This is a genomic window from Pseudomonas sp. NFPP04 (genome assembly GCF_900113815.1).
Taxonomy (GTDB): Bacteria; Pseudomonadota; Gammaproteobacteria; order Pseudomonadales; family Pseudomonadaceae; genus Aquipseudomonas; species Aquipseudomonas extremorientalis.
Genome location: NZ_FOQS01000011.1, coordinates 1 through 15,895, shown reverse-complemented (window position 1 = coordinate 15,895; position 15,895 = coordinate 1). Strand labels below are relative to the sequence as shown.

Here is a 15,895-nt window from a genome sequence, read left to right as displayed (position 1 = left end):
GTTACAGGCCGCCCGTGGCGTTGAAACCAACGCCCAACACCGTCAACACCGACAGTGGCAACAACAAGGTATCGAGCAACGCACTCGCCGGCAGATCCACCCCAGGATAACCCGGCGCCTCGGCACCAAACCTGTCCTTGGCGCAGCAGCCACCATTCATCGCATACAAATCCAACCGCGTGCCGGCATACACCACCGGCGCACCCGGTTGCGCCGCGTCCAACGTGCGCGCGGTGGCGCAGCCCGTCAGTTGCAGCGCCAGCAGGACCAGCAGCGCCTTATTCATCGCTGCTCAAATGGTGCTCGCCCCAACGTGGCAGCATGTCCTGGGGAATGTTCAGCAGGTTGAGAATGCGCGCCACCACAAAGTCCACCAGGTCATCGATGGTCTGCGGCTGGTGATAGAAACCCGGCGAGGCCGGCAGAATGGTCACGCCCATGTTCGACAACTTGAGCATGTGCTCCAGGTGAATGCTCGAATACGGCGCTTCTCGTGGCACCAGGATCAACTGGCGGCGCTCCTTCAAGGTCACGTCAGCAGCCCGTTCGATCAAGTTGTTGCAGGCCCCCGTGGCAATCGCCGACAAGGTGCCCGTGGAACACGGCACCACCACCATCGCCGCCGGCGCTCCCGAGCCGGACGCCACCGGCGACATCCAGTCCTCTTTGCCGTAGACCTTGATCTGCCCCGCCGCCGCACCGGTGTATTCGGTGAGGAAGGCCTGCATGGTCTGCACCTTGGGCGGCAGCGCCACGTCGGTCTCGGTGGCCATCACCAACTGCGCGGCCTTGGAGATCAGGAAATGCACTTCGCGGTCTTCACGCACCAGGCAATCGAGCAGACGCAAGCCATAGGGTGCGCCGGATGCACCGGTCATCGCCAGGGTGACGCGCTCCGGGCCGCTCATTTCAGCGCCTCGGCCAACTTGCCATGCAGGCCGCCAAAGCCGCCGTTGCTCATGACCACTACGTGAGTGCCGGGCTTGGCCTGGTGCTTGACGTGTTCGATGATGCCTTCGATGGAGTCGCAGACGCTGGACGGCACCGTGCACAGGGCGGCAATCGCCGGCAGGTCCCAGCCGAGATTGGCCGGTGCGTACCAGACCACCTGGTCGGCATCGGTGACGCTTTCCGGCAGGCCGTCGCGGTGCGCGCCAAGCTTCATGGAGTTGGAGCGCGGCTCGACAATCGCAATGATCGGCGCATCGCCAACGCGCTTGCGCAGGCCATCCAGGGTGGTGGCAATCGCCGTCGGGTGGTGGGCAAAGTCGTCGTAGATGGTAATCCCATTCACGTCGGCGACCTTTTCCATACGCCGTTTCACGCTCTTGAATGCACTCAGCGCGGCGATACCCATGGACGGCACTACGCCTACATGCCGCGCAGCCGCCAGGGTCACCAAAGCGTTGGCGACGTTGTGCTGGCCGGTCATGTCCCACTCGACGATGCCTTGGGCCTCGCCCTCGAACAGCACTTCAAAGCGGGAACCGTCTTCGCTGAGCAACTTGACCTGCCATTGCCCGCCCGCGCCGGTGGTTTGTACCGGGGTCCAGCAGCCCATCTCGATCACGCGCTGCAAGGCAGGCTCAGTGGTCGGGTGGATCACCAGGCCTTCGCTTGGAATGGTCCGCACCAAGTGGTGGAACTGGCGCTCGATGGCCGCCAGGTCGGGGAAGATGTCGGCGTGATCGAATTCCAGGTTGTTCAGGATTGCCGTGCGCGGACGGTAGTGAACGAACTTTGAGCGCTTGTCGAAGAAGGCGCTGTCGTATTCATCCGCCTCGATCACGAAGAACGGCGTGTCGCCCAAGCGCGCCGACACCGAGAAATTCTGCGGCACGCCGCCAATCAGGAAGCCCGGGCTCATGCCCGCATGCTCAAGCACCCAGGCCAGCATGCTGCTGGTGGTGGTCTTGCCGTGAGTGCCGGCGACAGCAAGTACCCAGCGGCCTTGCAGCACGTGGTCGGCCAGCCACTGCGGGCCAGACACATAAGGCAAACCTTTGTTGAGCACATATTCGACCGCTGGGTTGCCACGGGACATGGCGTTGCCGATCACCACCAGGTCAGGGACCGGGTCGAATTGCTCCGGGTCGTAGCCTTGGGTCAGCTCGATGCCCTGGGCCTCGAGTTGCGTGCTCATGGGCGGATAGACGTTGGCGTCGGAGCCGGTGACATGGTGGCCCAGCTCTTTGGCCAGCACCGCCATCGAGCCCATGAACGTGCCGCAGATACCGAGAATATGAATGTGCATAGTCGACCTCGTAAAACATCGAGGCAGGTTAGCGCAGGGGGGCGAAAATCGCACTCTTTAGCTGTCAGGAAGCGGCCCCGGAGGGCCGCCCGGGGACTCAGACGGTCGCCGTATCAGCTGTTGTTTCGACGGGTAACTCGGTGGCCTTGAGTACGATGAGTTTGCCGATGAACTTGTTCACCGCCTCAAAACGCTTGTCCAGGCTGTCCAGCCGGCTGCTGTCGGTACCGGTCGTTGCGCCGGAAGCTTCTTTGTAAGGTCGAAAGATCATGTCGTTTTCATCACCGATCATCTTGAGTTGATTTTCGGCGACGTCGTACAAGGCCTCAAGCGCGGCCAGTCGCTCACCCGGAGACTGTGAATCACGTTCAACCAATTTGAGGGCCGTCGCATCCGTCCCCTCCCGTATTGCCATGATGTTATTCGCCACGACCTCGATACGCAGTTCGGCCAGGGCCAATCGCGTGTCTACATTGGCATTCTGCGTCGAAATACTGCCCGTGGGCGTCGTCCCCTGAGTGCTGGGGGCCGGTTGGTGCACCGGTGGCAGTACCGGGGTCTGTGCGGCGTACTGGCCTTTGATCGCCTCTCCTGTCCAAGCGGACCCTGCGTAGGTTGCAATACTGAGTGGCGCACTGACGAGCCCATTGACACCCGCATTTACAAAGGCATCACGGGCCACCGTGCCGAGTTTGGGGGAAGTGGAAAACACACCGGCCTTGTGCAATCGATCCGCAACGATCAGGTTTTGCGTCACCTCGGCCAAGGTCTTGGGAGCAGCATGGGTCTGGGACGGAATCACATTGGCCACCGGCTGGCCAGTGATCTTTGGCAAAATACTCTTGAAGGCACTTCCCGCAGACCCCGTCGGCGGCGCTGGGCTTGCAGGCGGGGGATTGAGGCGTGGCCGTGAGCCTCCAACGCTGCTTCCCCGTGTCGGTGGTGATGGCGGACGCCGCCTGAACGGGTTGAAAAACAAGTCTCTCTTGCGACGACTGTGTACCTCTTGCCCGTTTTGGGCTTCATCACTGGGATAATTAATGGGCGGTGCCGTGGGCTCTTTTGATGACTCGGTGGACGGTTGTTCAGTTTGCATAGGTGTTGCCGGAGTCTGACCTGTTATACGCATAACCTTCACCCTGATAACTTCTGAAACGGATGGTTGTTGAGACAGGCAAGGCCAAATTGCACATTGGCCTTATCCTTTGCGTCTTGAAAAACCAACCACCAGTTCCAGAAAACCAATGCCGCGCAAACAAAGCCGACCCCTCGGACGGTGAGCGATAACCGTTACTTACACGCCGCAGTTAATAAGCGACCGGCAACTAACATTCCTGGCGCAATTGACGAGCGATTCCGTACTTGCGCAACTTTCTATATAACGTATTTCGACTGATGCCCAATAAAACCGCGGTCTGGCTCATGTGCCAGTGTTGCTGCGCCAAGGCGGCCAGCAACGCTCCACGTTCGGCGACATCAAGCGATGAATCAACCGATGGCATGACACTGTTTGCCTGTGCGGTCTGCGAACCACGAACACGGGCGGGCACGTCTTCAAGCCGAACAAGACCGTCCGTACATAGCGCGATCAGCGTGCGCAGCACCATGCGCATCTGACGCACATTGCCTGGCCAGGCAAACGCCAACAACACCCGGCGTGCAGCAGGATCCAGCGCGACCTGTTGCTCACCCGCCTCCTGGCCCAGCAGAAAATCCAGCAACTGGGATTTGTCCGCGCGATCACGCAGTGCCGGCAGGGAAATTTCCAGACCATTGAGCCGGTAGTACAAGTCTTCGCGAAAGGTGCCGTCCTGCACACGCGCCAGCAAATTGCGATGGGTGGCGCTGATAATTCGTACGTTTACCGCCTGGGGCTCACCGCCGAGCGGCACCACCAGCCGGTCCTCCAGCACTCTTAGCAGACGGGTTTGCAGCGCCAGGGGCATATCGCCGATTTCATCGAGAAACAGGGTGCCGCCATCGGCTTGCTGCAACTTGCCTTGCATGCCTTCTTTGCGCGCACCGGTAAAGCTGCCTCCCCGATAGCCGAACAATTCACTTTCGATCAGGCTTTCCGGGATGGCGGCACAGTTGAGTGCCACAAATGCCTTGTCGGCCCGCCGGCTGGCCTGATGCACGGCCTTGGCAAAGGCCTCTTTACCGGAACCGGTTTCGCCATTGATCAGCAACGGCACATCGCGCTCGAAAACCCGCAACGCCTTGCTGAAGTCCTGTTGCAGGGCCGGATCGCCCAGGCAGATGCCGGGCAGGCGCGGCCGTTCCACTACCGCAGGTTTGGCAACGGGTGTGGGAATACTGCGCACCTGACCGCGCAGCGCCGCGAACAAATGCCGACCATCGCGGGTACGCAACGGCCAACTGGCGGTGGCATTGGCGCTGGCGCGGCCGAGCAACTGATCGAGGGTGCATTCGAAAAATGCCTCCACCGGCTGGCCCAGCAGACCGCCACGCAACTGCCCCAACAGGTTCAGCGCACTTTGGTTCACCGCGCAGATGCGCCCGTCGCCATCGAACGCCAGCAATCCTTCACTGAACAACCCCACCGACTCAGCCTGCAGGTGAAAGCGCAGCAACCAGTGGTTTTCAAAGTGGCGCAAGAAATAGCAACTCTCGATCATCTTCGCCGACAGATTGACCAGCGCCATGGTGTGAAACTGGCTCTGACGCGACACCGCCTCGCGGGCCGAGGACACATCCAGCACAGCCAGCAGATCGCCATGGGGATCGAACACCGGGCTAGCCGAACAGGTCAGCCCGGTATGCCGGCCACGGAAGTGTTCATCACGATGAATGGTCAGGGACTGGCGCTCCACCAGGCAGGTGCCGATGCCGTTGGTGCCCTCGCACGCTTCGCTCCAGTCAGCGCCCAGCCAAAGCCCGGCGCGTTCGAAGATCTTGCGCTCGGACGGCGCGGTGACACAGTTGAGGATCACGCCTCGCGCATCGGTCAGCAGTACCGCATGCCCGGCGCCGGACAGCTGCTGGTGCAGGCTGTTCATCTCACTGCCGGCAATGTGCAGCACCTGCTGCAGGCGCTCGCGGCTTTCCAGCAGGCGCCCGTGTTCAAGCACGGTGGGGGCAATGGTTTGCGCAGGGTCGAGGTGATAGTCCTCCAGGCAGCGCAGCCAGGAGCGGGCGATGGACGGATCGCTGGACGGGTCGCGGCCATGCGCCACGGTGAGCACTTGCTGGGCATGGCGACTGAAATGATCGTTGTGCATTTCTTATTATTCTCCCTGCGTGAGAACCCCCAGCATCCCCCAGCCATCCAGGCAATGCAATCCCGTGCCGACCCGCCGGTCACGGGCTGTACCGTTTACGGCACAAACTGTCACACAGGCTGTATCAACCCTGCCACAGCAACGCCTTGCAACAATGCCCAACCCCTTGATTTAGCTGGCTCACACAGCGGTGGCCCAACCTTTGCTCTACGCTTATCAAGCGCTCGTTGCGCTGCGCTCCCAATAAACATAAAAGCCAGGAGATACCCACCATGCGTTACGCACACCCCGGTACTAAAGGCGCCATCGTTTCGTTCAAGGCCAAGTACGGCAACTACATCGGTGGCGAGTTCGTTGCACCGGTCGATGGCAACTATTTCACCAACACTTCGCCGGTCAACGGCAAGGCAATTGCTGAATTCCCGCGTTCCACCGCCAAAGACATCGACAAAGCCCTGGACGCCGCCCACGCCGCCGCCGACGCCTGGGGCAAGACCTCGGCCCAGGACCGTTCGCTGGTCCTGTTGAAAATCGCCGACCGCATCGAACAGAACCTCGAACTGCTGGCCATCACCGAAACCTGGGACAACGGCAAGGCCGTGCGTGAAACCCTCAACGCCGACATCCCGCTGGCGGCCGACCACTTCCGCTACTTCGCCGGCTGCATTCGCGCCCAGGAAGGCACCAGCGCCGAGATCAACGAACACACCGCCTCCTACCACTTCCACGAACCGCTGGGCGTGGTTGGCCAGATCATCCCGTGGAACTTCCCGCTGCTGATGGCCGCGTGGAAACTCGCCCCGGCGCTGGCCGCCGGTAACTGTGTGGTGCTCAAGCCTGCCGAGCAAACGCCGCTGGGCATCAACGTGCTGCTGGAAGTGATCGGCGACCTGCTGCCACCGGGCGTGCTGAACGTGGTGCACGGTTTCGGCAAGGAAGCCGGCGAAGCCCTGGCGACCAGCAAGCGCATCGCCAAGATTGCCTTCACCGGCTCCACCCCGGTGGGTTCGCACATCATGCATGCGGCGGCCGAGAACATTATTCCGTCGACTGTTGAGCTGGGCGGCAAGTCGCCGAACATCTTCTTCGCCGACATCATGAAAGCCGAACCTTCGTTCATCGATAAAGCAGCCGAAGGCCTGGTGCTGGCGTTCTTCAACCAGGGCGAAGTGTGCACCTGCCCTTCCCGTGCACTGGTGGAAGAATCGATCTACGACGACTTCATGAAAGTGGTGATGAAGAAGATCGAGTCGATCAAACGCGGCGACCCGCTGGATACCGACACCATGGTCGGCGCCCAGGCGTCCGAGCAGCAGTTCGACAAGATCCTGTCCTACCTGGAAATCGCCAAGGGCGAAGGCGCGCAGTTGCTGACCGGCGGCAAGGTCGAGAAGCTTAGCGGCGACATGGCCGGCGGCTATTACATCCAGCCGACCCTGCTCAAGGGCACCAACGAGATGCGTGTGTTCCAGGAAGAAATCTTCGGCCCGGTGGTGAGCATCACCACTTTCAAGGACGAAGCCGAAGCCCTGGCGATTGCCAACGACACCGAGTTCGGCCTGGGCGCCGGTGTGTGGACCCGCGACATCAACCGCGCCTACCGCATGGGCCGCGCGATCAAGGCGGGCCGCGTGTGGACCAACTGCTACCACCTGTACCCGGCCCATGCCGCGTTCGGTGGTTACAAGAAGTCCGGCGTTGGCCGTGAAACCCACAAGATGATGTTGGATCACTACCAGCAGACCAAGAACTTGCTGGTGAGCTACGACATTAATCCGCTGGGCTTCTTCTAATTACCCCCTCGCACATTTGAAATGCAATCAAATGTGGGAGGGGCTTATCTCCTCCCACATTTTGCATTCGACACAAAGACGCCAAATTAAAAACAATAAGAATGAAAGGTACTTTCCCATGCCTAGCGAACCGACTGGATCTTCTGTCGACTTCGAAAAAGTCGACTCCCAATACTTCCAACAACGCGAACTGAAAAAAGGCGCCGCCGGCTGGGTACTGCTGGTCGGCCTTGGCGTTGCCTACGTGATCTCCGGCGACTACGCCGGCTGGAACTTCGGCCTGGCCCAAGGTGGCTGGGGCGGGATGTTCCTGGCCACATTGCTGATGGCCACCATGTACCTGTGCATGTGTTTTTCCCTGGCCGAGCTGTCTTCCATGATCCCCACCGCCGGCGGTGGCTACGGCTTCGCCCGCAGCGCCTTTGGTCCCTGGGGCGGGTTTCTCACCGGCACCGCGATCCTGATCGAATACGCCATCGCCCCCGCCGCCATCGCGGTGTTTATCGGCGCGTATTGCGAGTCGCTGTTCGGCATTGGCGGCTGGATGATTTACCTGGCGTTCTACATCATCTTTATCGGCATCCACATCTTGGGTGTCGGCGAAGCCTTGAAGCTGATGTTCGTGATTACCGCCGTGGCTGCGATTGCCCTGGGCGTGTTCCTGGTGTCGATGGTGCCGCACTTCAGTGTCGCCAACCTGCTGGACATCCCGGTGACCGAGGCCAAGGGTGCCAGCACCTTCCTGCCGTTCGGCTATGTGGGTGTGTGGGCGGCAATCCCCTATGCCATCTGGTTTTTCCTGGCCGTCGAGGGCGTGCCGCTGGCCGCCGAAGAAACCAAGAACCCCAAGCGCGACCTGCCGCGCGGCCTGATTGGCGCCATTGTGGTGCTGACCAGTTTTGCCCTGCTGATCCTGGTAATAGCACCGGGCGGCGCCGGCACGTACGCGTTGATCAAGTCCGGCAACCCGCTGGTGGAGGCGCTGGCCTTGTCCTATGGCGGCTCGACCTGGATGGGCAGCTTCGTCAATCTGGTAGGCCTGGCGGGCCTGATCGCCAGCTTTTTCTCGATCATCTACGCCTATTCGCGACAAATCTTCGCGCTGTCGCGTGCCGGCTACCTGCCACGCAAACTGTCCGAGACCAACAAAAGCAAGGCGCCCGTGCTGGCGTTGGTGATCCCCGGCATCATCGGCTTTGGCCTGTCGCTGACCGGCCAGGGTGACCTGCTGATCCTGGTGGCGGTGTTTGGCGCGACCATTTCCTACGTGCTGATGATGGCCGCGCACATCACCCTGCGCATCCGTCGCCCCAAAATGGACCGTCCGTACCGCACGCCGGGCGGCGTCTTCACCTCCGGCGTTGCCCTCGTGCTGGCCTGCGTGGCCGTGGTAGCGGGCTTTCTGGTGGATCCACGGGTGGTGATTGGCGCCGCGATCATCTATGGAGTATTAATTGCTTACTTTGCTTTCTACAGCCGGCATCACTTGGTAGCGGGCACGCCCGAAGAGGAATTCGCGGCGATCCAGGCCGCAGAGGCCGCCTTGCACTGATAGCCGTAAACCTCGACGCAGGCGCGTGCCTGCGTCGCCAAGGAGACACTGTATGGCAAGTTTTTCCCACACGGTGGGTGCACAGACCTACCGCTTCGACAGCCTCAAGGACGTGATGGCCAAGGCCAGCCCCGCACGCTCCGGTGACTTTCTCGCCGGCGTCGCCGCACAGAACGACGGTGAACGCGTGGCGGCGCAGATGGCGTTGGCGAATATCCCGCTCAAACACTTCCTCGACGAAGTGCTGATCCCCTATGAAAGCGATGAAGTCACCCGACTGATCATCGACACCCACGATAAACAGGCGTTTAGCGTGGTCAGCCACCTGACCGTCGGCGGCTTGCGCGACTGGCTGCTCAGCGACGCGGCCGATGAACATTCCCTACGCGCCCTGGCGCCAGGGCTGACACCGGAAATGGCCGCCGCCGTGTCGAAGATCATGCGTGTGCAGGACCTGGTGCTGGTGGCGCAGAAGATCCGCGTGGTCACGCAGTTTCGCGGCACCCTGGGCCTGCGCGGGCGCTTGTCCACGCGGCTGCAGCCCAACCATCCTACAGATGAGCCGGCCGGCATCGCCGCGAGCATTCTCGATGGCCTGTTGTACGGCAACGGCGACGCCATGATCGGCATCAACCCGGCCACCGACAGCATCGCCTCGATCTGCGCCATGCTGGAGATGCTCGACGCGATCATCCAACGCTATGAAATCCCCACCCAGGCCTGCGTGCTGACCCACGTCACCACCTCCATCGAAGCGATCAACCGTGGCGTGCCGCTGGACCTGGTGTTCCAGTCGATTGCCGGCACCGAGGCGGCCAACGCCAGCTTCGGCATCAGCCTGAGTGTGCTGCAGGAAGGTTACGAAGCAGGCCTGAGCCTCAATCGCGGCACATTGGGCCAGAACCTGATGTACTTCGAAACCGGCCAGGGCAGTGCCCTGTCGGCCAACGCGCACTTTGGCGTCGACCAGCAAACCTGCGAAACCCGCGCCTACGCGGTGGCGCGACATTTCAAACCATTTTTGGTGAATACCGTCGTAGGCTTTATCGGCCCCGAGTACCTGTACAACGGCAAGCAGATCATCCGCGCCGGCCTCGAAGACCACTTCTGCGGCAAGCTGCTCGGCGTGCCGATGGGTTGCGACATCTGTTACACCAACCACGCCGAAGCCGACCAGGACGACATGGACACTCTGCTGACCCTGCTGGGAGTGGCCGGGATCAACTTCATCATGGGCATTCCCGGCTCCGACGACATCATGCTCAACTACCAGACCACCTCATTCCACGACGCCTTGTACGCCCGCCAGACCCTGGGCTTGAAGCCAGCGCCGGAGTTTGAGCAGTGGCTGGCGAAAATGGGCATCTTTACGCAAGCCGACGGCAAGGTGCACTTCGGCAACAGCCTGCCACCGGCGTTTCGCCAAGCCTTGGCGCAATTGGGATGAAGGAGCCGCCTGTGCAACTCGACCTGCCTGACAACCCTTGGCTGGAACTGCGCCGCCTGACGCCAGCCCGAATAGCCCTGGGCCGCACCGGCACCAGCATCCCCACTAACGCGCAGCTGGATTTCCAGTTTGCCCACGCCCAGGCGCGGGATGCGGTGCACTTGCCCTTCGACCATGCGGGCCTGCGCGGTCAGTTGGCCGAACGCGGGCGTGACAGCCTGTTGCTGCACAGTGCTGCCACTGACCGTCACCTCTACCTGCAACGCCCGGACCTGGGGCGGCGCCTGAGCGATGAGTCAGCCCAGTTGCTGCGCGATCATGCATCGGCCAACCCCGGCGGCGTGGACTTGGCGGTGGTGGTCGCTGATGGCCTGTCGGCACTGGCGGTGCATAAACACACCTTGCCGTTTCTGACGCGCCTGGAAGAACAGAGCAGCGCAGACGGTTGGTCCTTGTCGCCGGTCATCCTGGTGGAACAGGGCCGCGTGGCGGTGGCGGATGAAGTGGGCCAGTTGCTCGGGGCCAAGATGACCGTCATTCTGATCGGCGAACGGCCCGGCCTCAGCTCGCCGGACAGCCTGGGCCTGTATTTCACCTACAACCCCAAGGTCGGCCTCACCGACGCCTACCGCAACTGCATCTCCAATGTGCGCCTGGAAGGCCTGAGCTACGGCATGGCCGCCCACCGCCTGCTTTACTTGATGCGAGAGGCGTGTCGCCGGCAGCTGTCGGGGGTCAATCTCAAGGATGAGGCGCAGGTGCAGACCCTCGAGTCGGATGATCCTGACCTGATGAAAGGCAATTTCCTGCTCAGTTCACCGGATGACTGAACGCTGCACGATTGCGCTTTTTCGCGCCATTAGGCAGCATCGAGTCACGGCCGCTTGTGTGGTCATCCCCCATTTGGAAGTTGAGGCCTGGCATGCGGATTACTCAAGCGACCCTGGAACACCTGGACCTGTTGACCCCGCTGTTCGTCAAATACCGTGAGTTCTACGGGGCGTTGCCGTTCCCGGATTCGTCGCGGGCCTTCCTGGAGAAGCGCCTGCGGCGCAAGGAGTCGGTGATCTACCTGGCCCTGGCGGATGATGATGACAAGAAGCTGCTGGGGTTTTGCCAGCTGTACCCGAGCTTTTCGTCGCTGTCGCTCAAGCGGGTGTGGATCCTCAATGACATCTATGTGGCTGAAGACGCCCGCCGGCAATTGGTGGCGGACAACCTGATGCGCACGGCGAAGAAAATGGCCAAGGAGACCCACGCGGTGCGACTGCGCGTGTCGACCAGCAGCGACAACGAAGTGGCGCAGAAGACCTATGAGTCCATTGGGTTTCGGGAAGACACGGAGTTCAAGAACTACACGCTGCCGATCAGCGAGGATTGATCATCGCTATCAAAAACACCACAAATCCGCTGTGGGAGGGGGCTTTCCCCCGATTGCGTTGGGTCAGTATCAGATGTGTTGACTGACACTACCCCATCGGGGCAAGCCCCCTCCCACGTTCAGACTGGATGTTTGCCTGAAGCTACCACGACATCCTTCGCTACAAAACCAACACGCTTTTCACCTCTCAATCCGTATAATGCGGACCTTTCAGGGTTGTAAGAAATGCGGCATACACTTGTAGCCTTATTACCCGAGCTTCCGCACAGGCCTGCTGAGCCGGGCCATTCACACAGGTGCCATCCATGGATTTCAACCCGCTCGACCTTATCCTGCATCTCGACGTCTACCTCGACCTGCTGGTAACCAATTACGGTCCGTGGATCTACGCCATTCTGTTCCTTGTCATCTTTTGCGAAACCGGCCTGGTGGTCATGCCGTTCCTGCCAGGCGATTCATTGCTGTTCATCGCCGGCGCAGTCGCTGCGGGTGGTGGCATGGACCCGGTGCTGTTGGCCGGCCTGCTGATGCTGGCGGCAATCCTCGGCGACAGCACCAACTATGTGATCGGGCGAACGGCCGGGGAGCGCTTGTTCAGCAACCCGAACTCGAAGATCTTCCGTCGCGACTACCTGCAAAAGACCCACGACTTCTACGACAAACATGGCGGCAAAACCGTGACCCTGGCGCGCTTCCTGCCGATCCTGCGCACGTTCGCGCCGTTCGTTGCCGGCATCGCGAAAATGCCCTACCCGCGCTTCTTCGGTTTCAGCGTATTCGGCACCATCCTCTGGGTCGGCGGCCTGGTAACCCTGGGCTATTTCTTCGGCAATGTGCCGTTCATCAAGAAAAATCTGTCGCTGCTGGTGGTGTTCATCATCCTGCTGTCGCTCGTGCCGATGATCATTGGGGTGTTCCGCAGCCGGTTTGGCCGCACATCCTCCGAAGCCAAGCCGCAGTAACCTGCGATGTGGTCCCTCAGCGCCTGGCGTCGCCGGCGCTTGCTGGCCAAACACCCGATTGCCGATGACACCTGGCAACGGGTGCGCCATCACCTGACCTTCCTCGACGGCATCAGCACCGAGCAGGACCAGTGGCTGCGCGAAGCCTGCGTGCTGTTCCTCGCCGAAAAACACCTGACCGCCCTGCCCGGCGTCGAATTGCATCAGGAACAACGCCTGCTGCTCGCCGCCCAGGCGCAATTGCCGCTGATGAACCTGGGCGACCTCGACTGGTACCAGGGCTTCCACGAAATCGTGCTGTACCCCGACGACTTCCTCAGCCCCCAGCGTCACCGCGACAGCAGCGGCGTCGAACACGAGTGGGACGGCGAACACAGCGGCGAAGCCTGGCAACAAGGCCCCGTGATCCTCGCCTGGCCCGGCGTGCTGGCCAGCGGTCAGTGGGAAGGCTACAACCTGGTCATCCACGAACTGGCCCACAAGCTCGACATGCTCAACGGCGACGCCAACGGCCTGCCGCCACTGCACCATGACATGCGCGTGCAGGAGTGGGCCAACGTGATGCAGAGCGCCTACGACGATCTCAATCGCCAACTCGATGCCAACCCGGATGCCGAGACCGAGATCGACCCCTACGCCGCCGAAAACCCCGCTGAATTCTTTGCCGTCACCAGCGAATATTTTTTCAGCGCCCCGGATTTGCTGGTCAGCAGTTATCCACAGGTGTACGCCCAACTCAGCCGCTTTTATCGCCAGGATCCCCTGGCCCGCCTCAGTCAACTGCAAGCCAGCGACCCGCGCTATCAGCCACCGGGCGAATGACCGTACGACGTCTGGCGCATGGCATCGGCGTCAGAATGTGCCTATAATCGCCGCCACTTTTAGGCCAATCCGGCCATGTTTCATGGCCAATTAACGGGGGCAACGCCCAATGAGCTACAGCAAGATTCCGGCTGGCAAAGACCTGCCGAACGACATCTACGTCGCCATCGAGATTCCGGCCAACCACGCGCCGATCAAATACGAAATCGACAAAGACAGCGACTGCCTGTTCGTTGACCGTTTCATGGCCACCCCGATGTTCTACCCGGCCAACTACGGTTTTATCCCCAACACGCTGGCTGACGACGGTGACCCCCTCGACGTGCTGGTGGTAACCCCTTACCCGGTTACCCCAGGCTCGGTTATCCGTGCGCGTCCAGTCGGCATCCTGAACATGACCGACGACGGCGGCGGCGACGCTAAAGTGATCGCGGTTCCACACGACAAGCTGTCCCAGCTCTACGTGGACGTGAAGGAATACACCGACCTGCCGCCACTGTTGCTGGAGCAGATCAAACACTTCTTCGAGAACTACAAAGACCTCGAAAAAGGCAAATGGGTGAAGATCGACGGTTGGGGCAACGCAGACGCCGCCCGCGCCGAGATCCTGAAGTCGGTTGCCGCCTACAAAGGCTGATACCCGCTCCTCATTGCCCCGGCAATTGAAAAAGCCCCGATTATTCGGGGCTTTTTTTGTGGGAAAAATTAAACGGAAAGTTCAATGTTTTATAAATAACGTTTAATTTAAATCAAAATCCGAAGTATCAGGCTACAACTAAGTAAATCCCTACAAGCGCAACTCAACGCATGGTTTATTTGATCTGTAATTCCGGCCAGTAAACTCTGCGTTTATGAATACATCAGGTGATCGTTTAAAAGCGCTACTACAGGAAGTTCATCTTTCCGCCTCCGACTTCGCCAAGAACCGCGGTGTCACGCCCCAGCACGTGAACAACTGGTTCAAGCGCGGTGTACCCATGGGCCGACTCAACGAGATCGCAGAACTGCTGTGCATCTCCAGCCGTTGGCTGCGCACCGGCGAAGGCCCCAAACACCCACCGGCCAACTTCCTGCTGGATGGCCCGAGCTCACGAAAAGGACTGCCCACCACCCGCGAAGCCAGCGGCAAATACCTCACAGGCCCCGCCTGCCTCCCGGAAAAAACCGACGTGGAGATCGATCTCCACCCTTCATTCACCTCCAACGAGCGCATCCGCCTCTCGCAGCACACCCTTCAGGCCCTGAACGTAAACCCCGACCGCGCTTTGGGCGCCTACATGGTCGACAACAGCATGATCGACATCATCCAACAAGGCGCCACCCTCGCCATCGACCGAGGCCGCACGCAAATCATCGACGGCGAGATCTACGCGGTAGAACACGACGGCATGCTGCGCATCAAATACCTCTACAACAGGCCCGGCGGAGGTTTGCGCATGCGCAGTCACAATGCCGGCGAGCATCCCGACGAATACCTCACCTACGAACAACGCTTTGAGCAGAACTTCCAGATTGTGGGGTGGGTTTTCTGGTGGTCCACCCTGAATAACCGCCGCCCGCCCGTGCCACTGGATGAGCATCTGTTGGGCTGGGAAGGCTCTAAATCGGATCCGGAGGTGGGCAACTGAGGTGAATATGGGTATCATGCGCCGCACATTTGGCAGGGGGTGGCTTTACGCTATCCACCTTGCCTGGCGAAGCGGAGGAGTTACCGCGGATGCCCCTACTATTCAGCCAGACGTGTTGTGGGCTGAGCGATTTGAAGGCTGGTGAGGTTTGTCAAAAACAAGCTGAGGCAGTCCCCGAGAAGCCGGCCACAAGCCGGCTTTTTAATGCCCGTGAAAATCCCAATTCAATTGTCCAACAAGCTGCTGGACAATTGAATGACCAAAAGCGGGCGGCTTACAGTCCGATTCGCCATCCTGTTCGCCATCTCCATCAAATACATCACCGCCCTCTGCGGCGCACCCAGCGGCTCCCCAAGCACCTTCGACGCAGCCACCATTGTCCCCTGTGAGTTGACGGTATTACCGGTTTCACCCGATTTATCCCCTACTGCCCACCCATTAATCTGTGCCCATGTTGAACGCAACGTCCAACCAACCTGAACAAAAAAGGATTCAACCATGAGCACTGCAACCTACAACCGCTTGAACAAAGACGACGCCGTCGTCCTGCTGGTCGACCACCAGACCGGCCTGATTTCCCTGGTACAGGACTTCTCGCCCAACGAGTTCAAGAACAACGTGCTCGCCCTGGCTGACCTGGCCAAGTTCTTCAACCTGCCGACCATCCTCACCACCAGCTTCGAGCAAGGCCCCAATGGCCCGCTGGTGCCGGAACTGAAAGAGATGTTCCCGGACGCGCCCTACATCGCCCGCCCTGGTCAGATCAATGCGTGGGATAACGAAGACTTCGTCAAGGCAATCAAGGCCACCGGTC

General features: G+C 60.4%; 15 protein-coding genes and 1 pseudogene. 10 read left to right on the top strand and 6 right to left on the bottom strand.

What is annotated here, in order from left to right; genetic code table 11:
- Nucleotide 1: 1 nt before the first annotated feature.
- The 5 genes from BM017_RS21375 to BM017_RS21355 form a co-directional block, all read right to left on the bottom strand.
- Nucleotides 2-286: a YceK/YidQ family lipoprotein gene (locus BM017_RS21375; protein WP_071493681.1), complete on the bottom strand. Its 285-nt coding sequence runs from the start codon at nt 284-286 to the stop codon at nt 2-4.
- Complete coding sequence (gene ubiX / locus BM017_RS21370; protein ID WP_028618086.1) at nt 279-908, bottom strand: flavin prenyltransferase UbiX; 630 nt, start codon at nt 906-908, stop codon at nt 279-281. The genes BM017_RS21375 and ubiX overlap by 8 nt, the downstream gene beginning before the upstream one ends.
- Nucleotides 905-2,254: a UDP-N-acetylmuramate:L-alanyl-gamma-D-glutamyl-meso-diaminopimelate ligase gene (gene mpl, locus BM017_RS21365; protein WP_092248123.1), complete on the bottom strand. Its 1,350-nt coding sequence runs from the start codon at nt 2,252-2,254 to the stop codon at nt 905-907. The genes ubiX and mpl overlap by 4 nt, the downstream gene beginning before the upstream one ends.
- A gap of 97 nt (nt 2,255-2,351) precedes the next feature.
- Nucleotides 2,352-3,089, bottom strand: coding sequence for a hypothetical protein (locus BM017_RS21360; protein WP_256572987.1), 738 nt, complete (start codon nt 3,087-3,089; stop codon nt 2,352-2,354).
- Between the two features lie 490 nt (nt 3,090-3,579).
- Complete coding sequence (locus BM017_RS21355; RefSeq protein WP_092248120.1) at nt 3,580-5,496, bottom strand: sigma-54-dependent Fis family transcriptional regulator; 1,917 nt, start codon at nt 5,494-5,496, stop codon at nt 3,580-3,582.
- A 272-nt stretch (nt 5,497-5,768) separates the two neighbouring features.
- On the opposite strand from BM017_RS21355, the gene BM017_RS21350 reads away from it, so the two are divergent.
- The 9 genes from BM017_RS21350 to BM017_RS21310 all read left to right on the top strand — a co-directional run bounded on the left by BM017_RS21350 (nt 5,769) and on the right by BM017_RS21310 (nt 15,081).
- Entirely contained in the window at nt 5,769-7,289 is a 1,521-nt protein-coding gene (locus tag BM017_RS21350; protein ID WP_092248117.1) for an acetaldehyde dehydrogenase ExaC, read from the top strand.
- A 118-nt stretch (nt 7,290-7,407) separates the two neighbouring features.
- The gene (gene eat, locus BM017_RS21345) at nt 7,408-8,841 is read left to right on the top strand and encodes an ethanolamine permease (protein WP_092248114.1); all 1,434 of its coding nucleotides are present in this window, start codon (nt 7,408-7,410) and stop codon (nt 8,839-8,841) included.
- 52 nt (nt 8,842-8,893) lie between these two features.
- On the top strand, nt 8,894-10,288 hold the full coding sequence (locus BM017_RS21340) for an ethanolamine ammonia-lyase subunit EutB (protein WP_092248111.1): 1,395 nt from the start codon (nt 8,894-8,896) through the stop codon (nt 10,286-10,288).
- Entirely contained in the window at nt 10,285-11,118 is an 834-nt protein-coding gene (eutC, locus tag BM017_RS21335) for an ethanolamine ammonia-lyase subunit EutC (protein ID WP_092248108.1), read from the top strand. The genes BM017_RS21340 and eutC overlap by 4 nt, the downstream gene beginning before the upstream one ends.
- A gap of 92 nt (nt 11,119-11,210) precedes the next feature.
- Nucleotides 11,211-11,669: a GNAT family N-acetyltransferase gene (locus BM017_RS21330; RefSeq protein ID WP_017528964.1), complete on the top strand. Its 459-nt coding sequence runs from the start codon at nt 11,211-11,213 to the stop codon at nt 11,667-11,669.
- 305 nt (nt 11,670-11,974) lie between these two features.
- Nucleotides 11,975-12,631: a DedA family protein gene (locus tag BM017_RS21325; RefSeq protein WP_028618093.1), complete on the top strand. Its 657-nt coding sequence runs from the start codon at nt 11,975-11,977 to the stop codon at nt 12,629-12,631.
- 6 nt (nt 12,632-12,637) lie between these two features.
- On the top strand, nt 12,638-13,453 hold the full coding sequence (locus BM017_RS21320; RefSeq protein WP_092248105.1) for a M90 family metallopeptidase: 816 nt from the start codon (nt 12,638-12,640) through the stop codon (nt 13,451-13,453).
- Between the two features lie 109 nt (nt 13,454-13,562).
- Nucleotides 13,563-14,090, top strand: coding sequence for an inorganic diphosphatase (ppa, locus tag BM017_RS21315; protein WP_003219382.1), 528 nt, complete (start codon nt 13,563-13,565; stop codon nt 14,088-14,090).
- Nucleotides 14,091-14,304: 214 nt separating this feature from the next.
- The gene (locus tag BM017_RS21310) at nt 14,305-15,081 is read left to right on the top strand and encodes a LexA family transcriptional regulator (RefSeq protein ID WP_092248102.1); all 777 of its coding nucleotides are present in this window, start codon (nt 14,305-14,307) and stop codon (nt 15,079-15,081) included.
- A 224-nt stretch (nt 15,082-15,305) separates the two neighbouring features.
- Here the strand turns inward: BM017_RS21310 and BM017_RS28930 are convergent, their stop codons facing one another.
- Nucleotides 15,306-15,581, bottom strand: a complete 276-nt coding sequence (locus BM017_RS28930) for a hypothetical protein (RefSeq protein WP_139216871.1) — start codon at nt 15,579-15,581, stop codon at nt 15,306-15,308.
- Here BM017_RS28930 and BM017_RS21300 point away from each other — a divergent pair.
- A pseudogene (locus BM017_RS21300) lies at nt 15,580-15,895 on the top strand (hydrolase); the annotation flags it as partial. The gene BM017_RS28930 and the pseudogene BM017_RS21300 overlap by 2 nt on opposite strands.